Source organism: Rubripirellula lacrimiformis (assembly GCF_007741535.1).
GTDB lineage: Bacteria > Planctomycetota > Planctomycetia > Pirellulales > Pirellulaceae > Rubripirellula > Rubripirellula lacrimiformis.
The window spans coordinates 1,647,398-1,663,336 of the sequence record NZ_CP036525.1 but is presented as its reverse complement, the minus strand read 5'-3'; the positions used below and the strand labels follow the sequence as shown (position 1 = coordinate 1,663,336).

12 protein-coding genes are annotated in these 15,939 nt (G+C 57.0%); 2 read left to right on the top strand and 10 right to left on the bottom strand.

Going from position 1 to position 15,939, the window contains the following annotated elements:
• Positions 1 to 65 precede the first annotated feature (65 nt).
• From K227x_RS05820 to K227x_RS05780, 9 genes are all read right to left on the bottom strand, one after another.
• The gene (locus tag K227x_RS05820; RefSeq protein WP_145168657.1) at positions 66 to 500 is read right to left on the bottom strand and encodes an AP2/ERF family transcription factor; all 435 of its coding nucleotides are present in this window, start codon (positions 498 to 500) and stop codon (positions 66 to 68) included.
• Positions 501 to 843: 343 nt separating this feature from the next.
• Positions 844 to 1,758, bottom strand: coding sequence for a hydroxypyruvate isomerase family protein (locus K227x_RS05815; RefSeq protein ID WP_145168656.1), 915 nt, complete (start codon positions 1,756 to 1,758; stop codon positions 844 to 846).
• A 109-nt stretch (positions 1,759 to 1,867) separates the two neighbouring features.
• Positions 1,868 to 3,157 (bottom strand): valine--pyruvate transaminase, encoded by a 1,290-nt coding sequence (locus tag K227x_RS05810; RefSeq protein ID WP_145168655.1) that lies wholly within the window; start codon positions 3,155 to 3,157, stop codon positions 1,868 to 1,870.
• 84 nt (positions 3,158 to 3,241) lie between these two features.
• On the bottom strand, positions 3,242 to 4,654 hold the full coding sequence (locus tag K227x_RS05805) for a DUF1501 domain-containing protein (protein ID WP_145168654.1): 1,413 nt from the start codon (positions 4,652 to 4,654) through the stop codon (positions 3,242 to 3,244).
• Between the two features lie 44 nt (positions 4,655 to 4,698).
• Positions 4,699 to 7,518: a PSD1 and planctomycete cytochrome C domain-containing protein gene (locus tag K227x_RS05800; protein WP_145177331.1), complete on the bottom strand. Its 2,820-nt coding sequence runs from the start codon at positions 7,516 to 7,518 to the stop codon at positions 4,699 to 4,701.
• Between the two features lie 12 nt (positions 7,519 to 7,530).
• Positions 7,531 to 9,354: a LamG-like jellyroll fold domain-containing protein gene (locus tag K227x_RS05795; protein WP_218933793.1), complete on the bottom strand. Its 1,824-nt coding sequence runs from the start codon at positions 9,352 to 9,354 to the stop codon at positions 7,531 to 7,533.
• A 2-nt stretch (positions 9,355 to 9,356) separates the two neighbouring features.
• A complete protein-coding gene (locus tag K227x_RS05790) occupies positions 9,357 to 9,917 on the bottom strand; it encodes a sigma-70 family RNA polymerase sigma factor (protein ID WP_145168652.1) in 561 nt (186 codons plus the stop codon).
• Between the two features lie 60 nt (positions 9,918 to 9,977).
• Positions 9,978 to 11,477, bottom strand: coding sequence for a beta-ketoacyl-[acyl-carrier-protein] synthase family protein (locus tag K227x_RS05785; RefSeq protein ID WP_145168651.1), 1,500 nt, complete (start codon positions 11,475 to 11,477; stop codon positions 9,978 to 9,980).
• Positions 11,478 to 11,521: 44 nt separating this feature from the next.
• Positions 11,522 to 12,679, bottom strand: coding sequence for an N-acetyltransferase (locus K227x_RS05780; RefSeq protein ID WP_145168650.1), 1,158 nt, complete (start codon positions 12,677 to 12,679; stop codon positions 11,522 to 11,524).
• A gap of 132 nt (positions 12,680 to 12,811) precedes the next feature.
• Between K227x_RS05780 and K227x_RS05775 the strand changes: the two genes are divergently transcribed.
• Positions 12,812 to 13,651, top strand: coding sequence for a TrmH family RNA methyltransferase (locus K227x_RS05775; protein ID WP_145168649.1), 840 nt, complete (start codon positions 12,812 to 12,814; stop codon positions 13,649 to 13,651).
• A 206-nt stretch (positions 13,652 to 13,857) separates the two neighbouring features.
• Here K227x_RS05775 and K227x_RS30270 read toward each other — a convergent pair whose 3' ends face one another.
• Complete coding sequence (locus K227x_RS30270) at positions 13,858 to 14,028, bottom strand: hypothetical protein (protein ID WP_218933792.1); 171 nt, start codon at positions 14,026 to 14,028, stop codon at positions 13,858 to 13,860.
• Between the two features lie 117 nt (positions 14,029 to 14,145).
• On the opposite strand from K227x_RS30270, the gene K227x_RS05770 reads away from it, so the two are divergent.
• Positions 14,146 to 15,897 carry a pilus assembly protein N-terminal domain-containing protein gene (locus K227x_RS05770; RefSeq protein WP_145168648.1) on the top strand — a complete coding sequence of 584 codons (1,752 nt, stop codon included), beginning with the start codon at positions 14,146 to 14,148 and terminating at the stop codon, positions 15,895 to 15,897.
• Positions 15,898 to 15,939: the final 42 nt, after the last annotated feature.

The following is a 15,939-nucleotide window of genomic DNA, read 5'->3' as shown; positions in this document are numbered from 1 at the left end:
GTAACTTCGCCGGAACCGACTTGACGATCGGAATCTTCCCCTTGATCCTACGCCCCAAGCGACGACTAGGATTCCATCGATGCGACGCCCTTGTTGCGGGCCTTGATGGCCAGGCGCAGAGCCTCGTCGTCGCCATATTTTTCGACCGAGAAACGGGCGGTCTTGCGAACCCCTTTCGAGGGACTCCACTGGGCTACCCAATAGCCGTAGACGGGCTGTGATTCCCAACGTGGATCGAGTTCTTCCACATAGCGGACGCCGACCACCCCAGAAGTGTTATTGGCGCGTTCTTTCTTGGCGATTTGCTTGGACGTGTAGCCCTTCAGTTTCGATTCCAATTGGTCTCGGAATTCTCGGGCTGCCAACAGAGCTTTTCGTTTCCCGCCGTAGTCGACATCAGAAAAGTAGTCCGAATGCATCTTGCCTTTTCGCGTGACGCGGACCAAATACCCGCCGGTGGTTAGACGCTGGATTCGAGTGATATTTCGGTTGGCGCTCATCTTGATTTCATTTCGTGGGAATAGGGCAAGCTCACTCCCTCGAGCATCATCAATCGTCAACTCCTAAACGACCACGGGCCGATGGTGCATGGTTCTCTCGCACCTCGGCAACGGAAGCAAGCAAAAGGTGCTCGCCTAACTCCGATTCAACCACAAGTAACTGGCGATTGCAACTTACCTAGGACTCAAAACATGAATCGGTCGCCAAACGGATCCAACCTGGGCCGCCCCTGGTGCCTTCGATCACAACGGCCCCGACCAAGAACGTCCATCGCATCCGTAACGTTGCCATGGTGACAGGACTCCCCCGCGTGGTGCGTGCGTGGTGCCCACTTGGTGGTTTCTAGACGATGCACTGAGCGACCGCGTCGCGGAGTCCCGCGATCGGATCACGCACAGGCAAAAATTCGTGCGCGAAATAGCCTTGGTATCCCGTGTCGGCGATGGCTTTCGCGATCGGTGGATACAGCAGTTCTTGCGTATCGTCCAATTCGTGGCGACCAGGATTGCCGGCGGTATGGTAGTGACCGTAGTACTGGTGATTCTGTTGAATCGTACGAATGATGTCACCTTCCATGATTTGCATGTGGTAGATGTCATACAACAACTTGAAATGATCGCTGCCGACCCGTTTGACCAATTCGACGCCCCACTGGCTGTTGTCGCACATGTAATCGGCGTGGTTCACCTTGCTGTTGAGCAGTTCCATTTGCAGGGTCACGCCCGCCTTTTCGGCCACCGGAACCACCTTGCGAAGCGCGTCAACGCAGTTTTTCATACCCTTTTCGCGGTCGATCCCGCGTGCGTTGCCGCTGAACACGATGACGTTCTTCCACCCCTCTGCGGATGTGGCTTCCACGGCAGCGTTGATTTTTTCAATGCACATGTCGTGAAATTGGGTGTCACACAGTCCATCGGACAGCGGATGGGACTGGACCATGGTGCAGACCAACCCATGCTTTTTCAATGTTGGAAAATCGGGTGGATCTAGCAAATCGATCCCGACCATTCCCATCGCGGCTGCTTCTTTGGCCAGATCCTCTAGCGACATCTTCGGAAAGCACCATTTACAAACCGATTGGTTCAGCCGCCCCTGTTTGGCATCGACGGCGCCGGCGGCAGCCTGCTTGGCTTCCTGGGCATTGGCGACCGCACCGGTGGCAACGGCGCCGGTGGCGGCCGCAGCGGCAGTCATCAAACCGCGACGGCTGATGACAGAGGACTTGTTCTGATTCTTGGGTAACGGAGGATTGGTCATCAAGACAGCCTGGAACGGTAGGATGCGGAAAGGACGGGAACCGAGATCTGCAGGCATTATACCTGGTCTGATCCGTCGATCCACGCCGCCGCATCCACCGATCGCACTCTTAGTCTTCCATGGCTGCGGGTTCGCCTTGATAGGCTGTCCGAACTTCTTCGGCGATGGCTTGCAGACCGCGATGGACGATCGCCTTGGGCATCGTGAAGGTCACCCGAATGCACTGATTGCGGTGCGCCCACGACGGATCATCATCGCCGAAGAAAAAGTGGTTCCCGGGCACGACCAGCACATCCCGAAGCTTCAACCGCTGATAAAGTTGGGTCGATGTGATCGGCAAATCTTCAAACCAGATCCATAGAAAGAGCGCCCCCTCACTTTGGTGGACGCGATAGGGGATCGCATCGTCAAACAGATCATCCACCATCTGCAGTGCTTCGATCGATTTCTGCTGATAGAACGGCCGAACGATGTTGTTCGACACATCCAAGATTTCGCCACTTTCGACCAACGGGGTCACAATCGACTGCCCCACGTTGGTGTTGGCCAGCCCCACGATCGAAGTCATCGATGCGATCGAACGAATCAAGTCGTTCTGTGCAATCACGATCCCGGTGCGAGTGCCGGGCAGCCCGATCTTTGACAGACTTAGAGTCAGAATCAGATCCTTGTTCCAAACCGGTGCGGCGTCCGTGAAAATCACGTTCGGGAAAGGGGCACCGTAGGCACCATCAATGATCAACGGGATCTGATGTTGATTGGCGATCTTTGCCAACCGATCGATTTCGTCATCCGTCAACACATTGCCGCTGGGATTGGTGGGCCGCGACACACAAATCGCTGCAATGTCATCGGTCACAACCAGCCGATCAAAATCGACTCGATACTTGAATCGATGTTTCCCCAGTCGGTCGATCAGCGGACGCACCGCGACAAACAGATCGTCGGCAACGGATTGGTTGGCGTACCCGATGTACTCGGGCACCAACGGCAGCAACACCTTTTTGTGTCGGCCATCGGCGAAGCGTCCGGCCAATGCGTTCAGCAAAAGAAAGAACGCGGTCTGCCCGCCGGGGGTGACCGCAACATTTTCGGACGAGATATCCCAACCGAATTGGCGGCGAAACAAACCGGCGATCGCTTCACGAAAGCCGGGGTTCCCGGCGGGCGGTTCGTAATTTCCCAGGGCATGCTCCAAGGCCCCAGGCTGATCCGCAATTTCCTGGATGCGGCGTCGCCAAACTTCTTCGACCTGTGGGATATGCGCCGGCTGGCCGCCGCCCAACATGCAAACACGATCACCGCCTTTGGCGATGGCGTGCCCAAGGTCGTCCATCAGTTCGCCGATACCGCTACCGAGTCCCAGACGTTGACCGAATTCCGAAAGTTCCCAAGCCATCACACCACCAAGTTCGTTGCAGGATCATGTTCCTTTCTAACCGAAGGTATCCTAGCGAAGATGGCGATCGGCCGGGACGTGCCACTAGGCAATCAGTTCCTTGATCAACTCGCCGCCGAACTGTGACAATTGCTTGTAACGCCCCCCATGGAAGTACGTCAATTTATTGTCGTCCAGCCCCATCAAATGCAGCAGTGTGACGTGCAGGTCCCGAATCGGGTGCACACATTCGACCGCCTTCGCACCGATTTCGTCGGTCGCACCGACGATCGACCCGCGTTTGGTTCCGCCGCCGGCCAGCCACATCGTCATCGCATCGACGTTGTGGTCACGGCCTAGGGAAGTCACCCCACCGCGATAGTTATTATCGGGCGTGCGTCCGAATTCGCCGGTCCAAACCACCAGGGTTTCGTCCAGCATGCCACGGCGTTTCAGGTCTTTGATCAAGGCGGCGATCGGTTGATCGACGCTGGCAATCCGCGACGAGTGGCCGCGTTCTAGATAATCGTGGCTATCCCAACCGCCAGAGAAAATCTGGACGAACCGGACACCCTGTTCGACCAATCGTCGGGCCATCAGACATTGGCGTCCAAAGGTCGCCGTTTCACTACGGTTCAAGCCATACATTTCGCGAGTCTGCTCCGATTCGCTGGCCAGATCGACGATCCCGGGCACTTCGGCTTGCATACGGAACGCTAATTCATAGCTTTCCATCCTGGCCGCCAAATCGGCATGTTCCGCATGTCGTTTCAGGTGATCCGCATTCAGCCGCGCCAATTCGTCCAAAGCACGACGTTGGTGATCCGGGGTGATGTGACCGGCGGGTCGCAGGTCCAGAATGGGCGACCCTTCGGTTCGCAATCGCGTTCCCTGGAAATACGCTGGCAGGAAACCGTTGGACCAGTTTGTCGATCCAGCTTGTGGCAACGCCAATTCGGTCATCACAACGTAGCCGGGCAAATTCTGGTTCTCGCTGCCCAACCCATAAGTCATCCAGGAACCCACCGCCGGATCCGCGCCCAGCCTGCTACCCGTGTTCATGTGCAACAGGGCTTCGGGGTGGTTCAGCGATTCTGCCTGACAGCCGCGGTAGACGCAAAGTTCGTCTGCGACTTCGGCTTCGGCCAGATGGACAAACCGGTCGCACATGTCCAGTCCTGATTGGCCGACCTTGCGACTCTTGAACGGGCTTCCCACATAGAACCGTTTACCGCCGGCCAATCCTTCGGTCCGCTTCGATTCCGACAGGTGCAGTCGGTCCAGTTCGGGTTTCGGGTCAAAGGTATCGGTTTGGCTGGGGCCACCTTCCATGAACAACATGATGACGGCTTTTGCTTTGGCCGGATGCATCGGTGGTTTCGGCGACAACGGTCCTGCCTTCGCAGCCGCAGCAGCCAAGGAGTCGCCCGCCATCAGATCGGTCAGCGCTAGCGCCCCCAGCGATGATCCCAGACCGTACAAAAAGTCGCGACGTGGCAATCGTGGTATTCGGTGCATGATTGATATTCTCGTGAGTGGTTTGCACTGGCAAACGGTGATCGTTAGTAGATGTAGACGAACTCATTCGCGTTGAACAAAAGCAGACAAGCGTCGGCAAGTGCTCGCGTTTCCTCGGACACCGTTGCCGGCTTGGAATCGGGCGAATAGTTTTCAAAATTGGGCAGCAGTTCGTCAATCTCGAACGGTTCACCCGAAAATTCCTCGACCAACGAACGAACCACCTTGGTCGGATAGCTGACGTCGCCGGGTTCGTGATTTTGGTGGTAAGTCACCATGTCACGAACATAACTTTGCAAGTTCGTTTGCTCGTTGGCGGTGGGCTCGCGTCCCATCGTCAATTGAAAAGCCAGCTCGATACGACCAGGCAAGTCATTGGCATCCTTCATCAGGCGTTTCGCCAAACCGATCGCTCGATCCGTCATCAATTCGCTGTTCATCAACGTGAACGCTTGCGGCGACACAGCGGCCGCATCCCGCAGGTCGCAGGACTCGTTCGGGTTCGGTTGGTTCAGCACTTCCAAGAACGGATCCGCCTGTCCTCGCACTCGGTAGGCATAGATCGTTCGACGGTTTCGCTGCTGCGGTGTTTGCGACGGTTGGTAGGCCGGTGCAATCGAAAACTGAATCATCCGTGGCTGCAATGCAACCTCCAGATTGATTTCCGGCATGATGGGCAACCCACCCATTTCCGGATTCAATTCGCCGCTAGCGGACAACATGCTGTCTCGCATTTCCTCGGCAGTCATCCGCCGTGGTGTGAATCGGGCCAACAAGTCGTTCGCCGGATCTTTCAATTCCAAACCTTCCAGATCGGGATGCCAAGTGGATCGCTTGTATGCGTCCGACATCATGATCATGCGATGAATCGGCTTGGACTTCCAACCGCCATCGACGAATTGTCCAGTCAACCAATCCAACAGTTCGGGGTGAGTCGGTTTGGAACCTTTGACGCCAAAGTTATTGGGGGTCCCGACCAATCCACGTCCAAAGTGATACTGCCACAACCGGTTCACAAAGGAACGAGCGGTCAGCGGGTTGCGTGGATCGACGATCCATTTCGCCAACCCCAAACGTCGCCCTTCGACATCGGTGGTCAGCGCGAACGGATCATCGATGGGGGCCCCTTCCACAGGGACACCACATCCGCTTAACACGCCGGGTGTGACCGCAGCGCCCTTGGCGGACAGGGATCCACCGGTATGGATAAACGATTCCGGACGCCATTTCGGGTCCACCTTTTTGGGCTGACGCAACTTCTTTGCATCCAGCCAATAGTCGGGACCATTGAAAACGCTTTGCGTCATCGGGTCGAATCGCTCGAACCGTCGTTTCCAAATCCAAGCGTCTTGTTGACGAACTTTCAGACGCCCCTTTTCGGACTCGTCCAATCCGGCGTAACGCGGTGGTTTCTGATCATCGGGATCGTCCTTGCGTGCCTTTTCGTCCTTGTACGGCAACCCTTTTTCGTCGTACCACTTCTTCGCTGCCGCTTCCTGCTTGTCGATCAACGCCTGACGTTCGCCGTCGGCGAATTCGTGCAAGCGAGTGACCAGCGTCTTGCCCTCGTCGAATCCAACCTGATTCTCGGATGGCAAAAATTCCGCTTCGATTTCGGCCGGTTGCGACGCCGAAATGGCGGCATACATGCGGTAGTAATCCTGTGTCGGGATCGGATCAAATTTATGGTCGTGACACTTACAGCAACGCATCGGCATCGACAAAAACGACTGCCCAATGCTGTGCACCACGTCATCGCGGAACAACTGCCGGGCTTCGTCTTGTGGGATCATCGCGGTGCCCCACGGCCCCATTCGCAGAAAGCCTGTGGCGATCCTGGCCTCGGGGTCGTCCGGTCGAAGTTCATCGCCAGCAATCTGTTCCAGAACAAATTCGTTGTACGGTTTATCGGCGTTGAATGAACGAATGACATAGTCGCGATAACGCCACGCGTTGGACCGTTCATAATCGTTCGAAAAGCCACCGGTATCGGCATAACGAACGACGTCCAACCAATGTTGTGCCCAACGTTCACCGTAATGCGGGCTGTCGAGCAATTGGTCGATCAAATTGGCCCAAGCCTGATCCGAATCTTGTTCCCAAGCGGTCAAAAACTGTTCCGTCTGATCCGGACTTGGTGGCAGCCCCAACAGATCCAAGTAGGCACGTCGCACCAGCAGACGCGGCTCGGCTTGCCCAGCGGCACGAATCTGTGCAGCCTGCAATTGTTGGTCGACAAAGCCGTCGATCGTATCTTGATCGAACTGAGTGCGGACAGGCTGGAACCCCCAGATGTCTTCCGGTTCATAGCGCCGATAGGTCCACTGATCAGCCAATCCACCGCTGGTTGAAATCAAGACGCCATCATCGTTGACGGCGACTTTGCGTTCTTCCAACATGATGGAATCTTGCGTCTCAGCGTCCGGCCATGGTGCACCGTCCATGATCCAACGCCGCACCATCTCAGTTTGGTCGTCCGTTAACCGATCGTTTTCCTTGGGCGGCATCTCCAACGAATCCCACATCACAGCCTGATACAGGATGCTGTTTTCGGGATCACCTTCGACCACGGCGACCTCGCCGGATTCACCACCGACCATGGTTGCTTCGCGGGTGCGAACGTCGTAGTCACCCTTCAGGTCGTCGGGATCGCTGCCGTGACACCCAAAGCATTTTTCCTTCAACAGGGGCAACACCTTCAACGTGAAGTGCTTGTCCGCATCGGCATGCAGTTTGGGCTCGGACTTGGCTGGAGTTTCAGCCATCGATGTCATCGCGACACCGCCCAAACCGACTGCCACGCAAACGGCGCCGATGATGGAACGCGCCCTACGCCGGGTCGCAAACTTTCGAGACTTGATCATTGATTTTCTCATTCAAGGCTTTCCGTTTTCATACATCTGCTGGATTTCGTCCGCCGCCAGGGCTTCGGAAAACACGACAAATTCGTCAATGCTGCCATTCAAGTTTCGAATCGCAAACTTTGCATCTGGCTTAGTCGGCACCGACCAGTTTCCGATCGACGCTTTCCCGATCCGAGTAGGTACCACTAACTGTTTCTTAGGAATGGTGGCTTCGCTAAGCATTTCACCATTCAGATAATGAGTCGTACGACGCAGGTGGACGTCGTGCGTTGTGGCTAGGTGCAACCACTGGCCGCTCATCGAAGGTTTCCAGAAGGGCGGCGAGACCACTTCGCGGTGTTCTTGCTGGACGTTTTCATCACTGACGCGGACAGAGAAGAACAACTGGCCGGTATCCAGAATCTGCCAGTGTGGTTTTCCACGTTCGTAGTTGTCGGTCAAAAACAACGAGTTGTACCAACGGTCCAGACTGTCAATTTTAACCCAGCAGGCCATCGTCAATGAACCAAATTCGCCTGGAATGTCGACTCGCACGCGATCGCCGGGGCGTTTGAATTCGATCGCCGATTTCCCAGGCCATCGACCTTCGACATGCGCCGCACCCACAATCGCACCGGCCAAGTCTGGATTGGCCGGCAGGTTGCTGCAGGGGAGTTTGCGAGCCCACGAACGACCATCGTCGATCGCGTAGTAAGCAATCACACGATCATCACGACGCAATTTCTCCGAATAGGCTCGCCAACGATCCCGCCGAATGGTCGTTTGGCTTTCGGCTTGAACATCCAAGGTTTCAATATCGATAAAGTCATTTGGTGCGGTCACCGAATCGCCCACCGACCCGTCTCTGCGACGCGACAAGCTTTGCCCGGCTTCTAACAATTTCATTTGGTGCTCCGGCCGATGCACTTCGACCTCGCCGTCAAAAACTTGGACATCCGCATGGTCGGGCGACAGCGAGATGCCAAACTCGGTCCCCAAATCAACGACTTTCATCTCGTCCATCAAGATTTCAAAACCGCGTGCTGCGGGAGGCACCTGAGCACGCAACCGCCCGTGACGAAACCGTGCCTGGGTGGCCGATAACATTTCCAACTCGGCCGGGCCTTCTAGCACGACCGTCGCACCACAGAAGAACTCGATCTGGGCGAACCCGGATTTCAACGACATCGGGCCTGGCGATACCGCGTCACCGACGCGAAACGAGTCCTCTGAATCTTGCCACTGGGCATCGACCAACCGCGTCACCAAAGCAATCCCTTGCGACGTCGGCTCGCCTTGGCCAAGCGAATTGGCACTCTGTTTTGGACTTGAACTAGCAACCAATCGATGATCCGCGGGACTTCGATCAGACGCCGATGAATTTTGGTTTGTCTGCGTGCCGGTGGTGGCAATGGAAGTCTGGCCACCAAGATCGCTGTTGCCGTTGGACGAACCCTGCACATCGTTTGGCAACACCGACCATCGCCCCACCCACACCATCAACAACCCGGTCGCTGCAATCGCCAATAGCATTCGCCATGGGATCCGAGACTTCGCTTTGTCGGCGGGCAGTTTGGCAGCGTTGGGTTGGGCTTCACCGGCGGCCGAGAATGCGGGATCGATTCGCGAAAGAGCATCATCCGGCAAGTCGATTTCATCCCCTAGTCCCGACGAACCTTCTAGAAACATGGCGGCTGATAGCACTCGGTCATGGACGAACCATTGACGGGCCGCTTCGCTGGATTTCAGAATTTCACGTGCACGCAGAACGCCTGGGCTGTCCAATTCGCCACTGTCGGCGTCGAACAGCAACGATTCCAGTTCGTCGATGTCAGGATTGTTTTTCGAGTTCATCATTTTCACTTCTCCTGTGCCATTTGCGTTTGCACACATTCGGCCAACCGTCGCCGGATTCTCAGCAGGCCAACCTTGACCGCACTGACTCCCAATTCCAACGATTCGGCAATTTCGTTGATCGATGCGCTGCGGTAGTAGCGTCGGCGGATCATGTCTTGGTGATTCGGTTGCAACTTGGCGATGCATTGCCGCAAAGCTTGGCGAACCCCATCCAATTGTTCGGCACTGGCTTCGGATTGCTCGGCCAACTGTTCGACCAGTTCCGCATCCAGAATGCAGCGATCCCGCCCGCGGTCACGGACGTGAGCGAGCACCTGGAACCGTGCGATCGCAAATGCCCAGGGCAGGAACGGTTGGCCGGCTTGAAACTGGGCCTTTTTCCGCCACAGCACCAAATTGGTTTCCTGAAGCACGTCGCTGGCGCGGTTGTGGTCACCTAACAGCGAAAACACATACCCAAACAGGCGATCCTGGTGCTCGGCAATTTGCTGCACGAAAAATTCTTCCGGCGAAACGCCGGCGCGAGAAGTTTCGTGGGCTGGATAGTGATCAGGCTCGGACATCGCGATCTCCTGGGGGTATTAGCATTTACCGCCCAGTTCGCAATGGTTACCGAGTCGGTCTTAGGATTTTCCTAAAATGATCGCGACCGCGCTGCCTTCGGACGTGTGCGAGAGGCACAAAACGTAGTCCTGCTGCAGTTTTTGGGCAGATTGAACCACCGACGGGTCGGTACCGTCCGAATCGGCCCCCAGGGTCGGCGGAATCATTCCCTTGGAAATCACCAGCGCCCCGGTGACGACACCGATCGCACCACAAGCGGCACCGGTGTGGCCCAGCGCCCCCGTGGGAGCCATCAATGGAACGTCCGCAAGAACGGCTTTGACCGCGTCGGTTTCAGCCTTATCCATGATCGGATCGCCAGTTCCATGACCGACCACCAAGCCGATTTCCGCGGCCGACAGGCCGGCCGATTCCAACGCGCCGCGGATCGCCAGTTCAATCGCCTGGGCTGAACCACGAATTTTGGGTTCCGAATTGGTCGACGAACGCATTGCCAGATTCATTCCGCCGGACGGCACGAACCTAGACGCATAGGACACGATTCGGGCCACGATTGGTGCACCGCGGCTGGCCGCCGATTCGGCATCTTCCAACACGATCGATGCGGCAGCCTCGCCACCGACGATCCCACGCGACTGGGGGTCGTAGGGACGGGAACTGAGATGAACGGGATCAAAAACATTCGCGATCGGCAGGTCACCGCGATAGTTCATGCGAGTGGTGTTGATTCGTGTACCCACGCCGCCGGCGATCATCACGCGAGCGATGCCGCGTCGCAAACAGCCCACCGCTTCGATCATTGCCGCCGGACCGGACACTTCGCCCAGAACCAGCGTATTGTTGGGCCCATGGGCTCCCAAAGCGATCCCGACATGGCAGGCCGGCATATTCGGCAGATATTTCAGCATCCAAAGCGGCAAAACCTGCTTCATCGCCGCGGCCCCAAAGTTGGCGGTGTCAAAGCTGCCGTCTTCCTTGATGCACAATCGCATCGCGTCTTCGATTTCGGACGCGGGCCCATAAAACATTTCGCTGCCGAACACGGTGCCGACATCGGCAGGCAAAAGGGGTGCCGGTGCGGGGCCGGTGCGAAGACCAGCGGCCGCGGCGTCGTCGGTTGCGGGTTCCGCCGACGCGATTTGGCCCGTTTGATTCGGTACCGTTTGATTCGGTACCGGCTGATTCGGTTCTGCCCGATTTGGTTCGGGCTGCGGACTGACCGGGAACACGTCTGCCAAACCAGCGTGATCGACAGCGATTTGCGAAGCCGCAAACGAAGTCTGGATCTCGCGGCACATGACTTTCAGTGCTTTTCGCGGCCGCACGTATTGTTTTGGATCGAAATCAACGATCGGGCCGCCAATCCACAAACCGGCTGGTTGAGCAGCAAATTGACCGTCGGGGTCCGATGGGGGCGGCTTGGCACCTTCGTCGGTGCGATCGGCAAGCGACGTGATCCCAGATTTTTTCGCCATCAGGGCGTCAAAATATGCGTCTCCACCAATCCCGATCGACGAAACCACGCCTACCCCGGTAATGACAACAGTGCTTTGGGGCATGGATCAAATGATTGGGGAGGGGAATGAAGAGACGTGGGGGTCGATTATGATTGCCGCGGCCCGCCCTGACCAGGGACTATCGAACGATCGTACAAACGGTGCACCTTGGTCCGAGTGGCTCCGCCACGTTCGATCGTACCTCGAGAAAGCGAGTTGCTTTCTAATACCCAAGAAAACTCGCCGATTTGGATACCATACTTCATCGCATCGGGCAGGATTCGGGCCAAAGTGACCAAACCCAATCCCCATTTCTGGTATTCCGGAAGCACGTTCGTGCTGATCAAACGCAAGCGATCGATGGACTTCTTGCCTCGCATCAACGTCCACCAACCGAACGGGAACAGGCGTCCATCAATCTTTTTGATCACTTGGTTGTAGTCCAGTAATCCGAATCCGGCGCCCACCGGTTGGCCATCGATTTCGGCAATGCTGGTCAATTCCGGCACGATCAAGTGCTTCAAACCACCGCTTTGAACACTGATTTCAGCCTCGCTCATCGGGACATAGCCCCAGGTTTGCTGCAGCGACAGGTTGTAGATTTCCAAGAAAGATCGAACATCCTTGGCGAATCTGCTGCGGTCGATGGCACGGCATTTGACATTGAAACGCCGTGTCGCTTCGTTGATCACAAACAAAAGTTTTGGATCCAGATCCTCCAGCGTATCGATGTGCGCCTCGTAGCTGTACAGATCCTGGACCTTCTCGAATCCGGCCGCTTCGATCAATCGTCCGTAATATTCGTGGTTGTACGGGATCAAAAACGTGGGCGGCGTATCGAATCCGTCCACCAACAGACCGCAGTCGTAATTCAGGCTTGGATTGACCGGGCCGCGAACGTCCGTCATGCCCTGATCGACCAACCACTGGGACGCAAAGTCCAGCATCGGCGTGCTGACACTTTCGTCATCGATCGACTGAAAGAAGCCAAAAAACCCGCGTTTTTCTTTGTACCGACGGTTGTGAGCATGATTGACGACCGCCAGAACCCGGCCCACCACTTCGTCGCCACGGCGGGCCAAGAAGGCTTGTCCCAGGGCGTCGTCATAGAACGGATGCTTCGCAAATCCCAACAACTTCTTTTGCTCGAACCACAACGGGGGCACCCAATTAGGATCACCGCGATACAGGTCTCGTTCGAGCTGCAAAAAGGCTTTGCGATCTCGCCTCGAAGTGACCGGCTGGATTCGCACGGATGGACTCATGCTGTTTTGATCAGGTTGAACGGTTTAGGATTCAGTCGCCCGGTTGAGCGCCAAGTGTCGTATGAGCGGGTGCCCGCCACTGAAGTAATGTCGGGATTTCCGAGTCGACCGAACAAGATAACAGAGAAAACCATGAGTGAGTCTGCGCCGGTCGTCTTGCGAAGTCCGGCCAACCCAACCGTTCGGCACCTGATCCGGCTACGCGAAAATCGGTATCGGCGGAAAGCCGACCGTGTGATCGTAGATGGATGGCGTGAAACGGCCCAGGCCGTCGAATCGGGGATGGATCTGTGCGGGTTCTACACCAGCGAGTCGGATCCGTTGAATCCCGACGACTCGGCGATCCAACGTGTCCTGAACCACCCGGCGGCTGCCCAAAAACAAAACTGGGTTTCAGACGGGATTCTAGAGAAAATTAGCTTTGGGCAATCCAATCGCGGCGTGGTGGCCGAATTTGTACGCCCCGACTGGAACCTGGATCGGCTGGCCCTACCGCCACAACCGCTGGTTCTGGTGCTAGACCGAATCGAAAAACCCGGAAATGTGGGAGCCGTCTTTCGCTGTGCCGACGCCGCGGGGATCGATGCGGTGCTATTGTCGGATTGCCACGATCCGCTGAACCCCAACGCCATTCGTAATAGTTTGGGAGCCATTTTCCGCGTCCCGACAGCGGTCGGCAGCGAATCCCAAGTTGCCCAGTTCCTGTCTGCGAAGGGATTTCGAGTCCTGGCCGCCAGGGTCGAATCGTCCACCCCGCTGTGGTCCACCCGATGGAATGGACCGGTCGCAGTCGTGCTGGGAAGCGAAGCCGACGGACTGGGCGAGCGATGGAAGACGATTCCGTCCGCCGATGGGAAACCTGATCCGGTGCCCGGGATCCGTATCCCCATGGCCGGCAAGATCGATAGTTTGAATATCTCGGTCTCGGCCGCGGTGATCGCCTATGAAGCGATTCGCCAACGGCAATCCTAGCCCGGACGTCCCCCAAGCGGCCGCAGTAGCATCGCCAGCCCCACAGCCCCCCCCACCCGACGATCGGCTCCGAGACGATCTGGGGCCTGCCGCCCGGTGGCGATCGTCGAATGGGGGCCGCGTGGGCTACCGCGGGGGGGCGATGTCGTCACCGAACCACGTCGGCGCAAGGCCAAATTCTGCGAAAAACCGCGCTGGTGGACCGATCACAAGCTGCATCGGACCGGCTGGATGGTCGCGACCAAGGGTCCACGAAGTCGTTCCGATAGGGCTGCGTCTCGGGCCAATGTGGCGTGGATTTCCAGAACAACACGGTCGATCTGGACAATGCAAGGAACCGTCAGACGCATTGGATCCAGCAGAATCGTTAATGTCATGTCAACAGGGATCCGATACTTCAAGCATCCGACGTTCCAGTGCGCCTTTGCTCTGACGTCGGTGGGTGTGCCGAGGGGGGTGCATCGACCTAGATCGCTCGGACGCAAGGACGCGGCATGCGTGACCAACGTACATATTTGGTGAATCTGGCTAAGCGGAAACGCCGTGCTGTTTTGTTAGCCCTACTAAGCTGCGGGACTCCCGTGCTTGGTGGAAACCTAGCTTTCGCCGCAGATCCGCTGACAATGCCGCCGCTACCGCTTCACTCGGCAACGACGGTACAGGACAACCCATTTTGCGAGCCAGCACCCAACGCGTCGATTGAATCGATTCGTTTGGCGTCCGGCGGCGAAAACAACGCGGTTCGGCTGATGCCGATCGGTGCCGCGATCGGTTTGAAACCGGTCAACAGCGGACAGCCACGCCGCGTCGAAGATGCCGCGATGACGATCGAAAAGCCTACGGAAGTAGGCATCCGAAAAAATCAATTGATCGGATCGGCGCATCACGAAAACAACGATCTGATCGATGCTGATATCGCAGACGTGTCGCCGAATCCACCGGCAAGTCCAAGCGGACTGCAAGCGATCAGCAACTTGCAACTGCCAATCGCGGTACCTTCGTCGACCGCCACTGCGGCAGTCGACCTAGCCGCCGATCCGTCGCAGCAGAGTTCGATCGTGCTGATGCCGATGACTCCGATGCCCGTGGCGGCCCAGCAAACCGATCACGAAGGCGATGCGACCGACGAACCTGAACTGTCACAAGTGGCGCAGGTGGAACCGGTGTCCGTTGGACAGATGCACGTCGCACCGATCCCAACGTCGATGCAATCACCTGCCGAAGTGGTTGTCCAGCACGAGGAACCGGTTTTCTTCTCGTTCACCGACGACAACTTCATCGATGAAGATGCCGTATCGGTGGCGCAGGAAGCTGATCCGATGCCGACCATGGCCATCGAAACACCACCGCAGGACGCAGCGCCCGGAATCACCCGACCGAATTATGGTTGGGCCAATCACGACGAAGCCGGTCCCGACGAAGCCAGCAGCAACGTTTCAGAGAACGCCGCTGCCAAGACGTCCCCAGTGATCGAATCCATTTCGGATTCGCGATCGATCAAACCGTCGGACATTCAACCGATCGTAATCGACGACCTAGACAAGCCACTGACCGCGATGGAAATGGATCCCGGTTCGGACGCCAAGATCATCGAACCAAAGCGGAACCGTTCGGTCATCTCGGTGCCTGCACAGCAACAGAACCTTTCCAGCAAACGGTATCGTCCACCAGTGGCCGTCACCGCGGTGCCTGTTTCGTTGGGGCGTGACCGATCGGCCCAAACGGCACAGGTGCAATCGGCCATTTCGCCGATCGAGACCATCCAAGCAGAATCGAAACCGACCACCAACGAAAAGTCGGTCTCGCTGCACCTTAGCCAGGCTCAGGTGCGATCCCTTACCTTCGGCGGCGTCGTCCGCAACATCGAGGTATCCGATCGCTCGGTCTGCCAAGCATTCGCGTCCGGCCCCAATCAGCTGAAACTGATTGGCACGGGCACCGGCGTTACCAAACTAGTGGTTTGGGCGGCACCGGAATCGGCGGGGGAATCCCCAAGGATGCGATCGTTCAACATCCATGTAGGCCAACCGCTGGACGCCAGCGGAAGCGATGCTCCCGATCGCTCGGCAATGCTAAACCAATCTATCCAACGTGTCTTTCCTGACGCTGACGTTGTTGTCCACCACCGCCACGACGAACTGGTCGTGACGGGCCGCTGCGGCAGCGAGGACTCGGCAAAGAAGATCATTCGCATGGTCCGAAAAACGTGCTTGGTTCCCGTTCGAGACGAGTTGGTTGTTCGATAGGCAGGCGATTGCCAGTCACCGAACACACATTCCATTGATTCA

What these genes read in the sequence shown, in the direction of transcription:
- K227x_RS05820 (WP_145168657.1), bottom strand. Translation starts at nt 500, where the DNA reads ATGAGCGCCAACCGAAATATCACTCGAATCCAGCGTCTAACCACCGGC.
- K227x_RS05815 (WP_145168656.1), bottom strand. Translation starts at nt 1,758, where the DNA reads ATGACCAATCCTCCGTTACCCAAGAATCAGAACAAGTCCTCTGTCATC.
- K227x_RS05810 (WP_145168655.1), bottom strand. Translation starts at nt 3,157, where the DNA reads ATGGCTTGGGAACTTTCGGAATTCGGTCAACGTCTGGGACTCGGTAGC.
- K227x_RS05805 (WP_145168654.1), bottom strand. Translation starts at nt 4,654, where the DNA reads ATGCACCGAATACCACGATTGCCACGTCGCGACTTTTTGTACGGTCTG.
- K227x_RS05800 (WP_145177331.1), bottom strand. Translation starts at nt 7,518, where the DNA reads ATGATCAAGTCTCGAAAGTTTGCGACCCGGCGTAGGGCGCGTTCCATC.
- K227x_RS05795 (WP_218933793.1), bottom strand. Translation starts at nt 9,354, where the DNA reads ATGATGAACTCGAAAAACAATCCTGACATCGACGAACTGGAATCGTTG.
- K227x_RS05790 (WP_145168652.1), bottom strand. Translation starts at nt 9,917, where the DNA reads ATGTCCGAGCCTGATCACTATCCAGCCCACGAAACTTCTCGCGCCGGC.
- K227x_RS05785 (WP_145168651.1), bottom strand. Translation starts at nt 11,477, where the DNA reads ATGCCCCAAAGCACTGTTGTCATTACCGGGGTAGGCGTGGTTTCGTCG.
- K227x_RS05780 (WP_145168650.1), bottom strand. Translation starts at nt 12,679, where the DNA reads ATGAGTCCATCCGTGCGAATCCAGCCGGTCACTTCGAGGCGAGATCGC.
- K227x_RS05775 (WP_145168649.1), top strand. Translation starts at nt 12,812, where the DNA reads ATGAGTGAGTCTGCGCCGGTCGTCTTGCGAAGTCCGGCCAACCCAACC.
- K227x_RS30270 (WP_218933792.1), bottom strand. Translation starts at nt 14,028, where the DNA reads ATGACATTAACGATTCTGCTGGATCCAATGCGTCTGACGGTTCCTTGC.
- K227x_RS05770 (WP_145168648.1), top strand. Translation starts at nt 14,146, where the DNA reads ATGCGTGACCAACGTACATATTTGGTGAATCTGGCTAAGCGGAAACGC.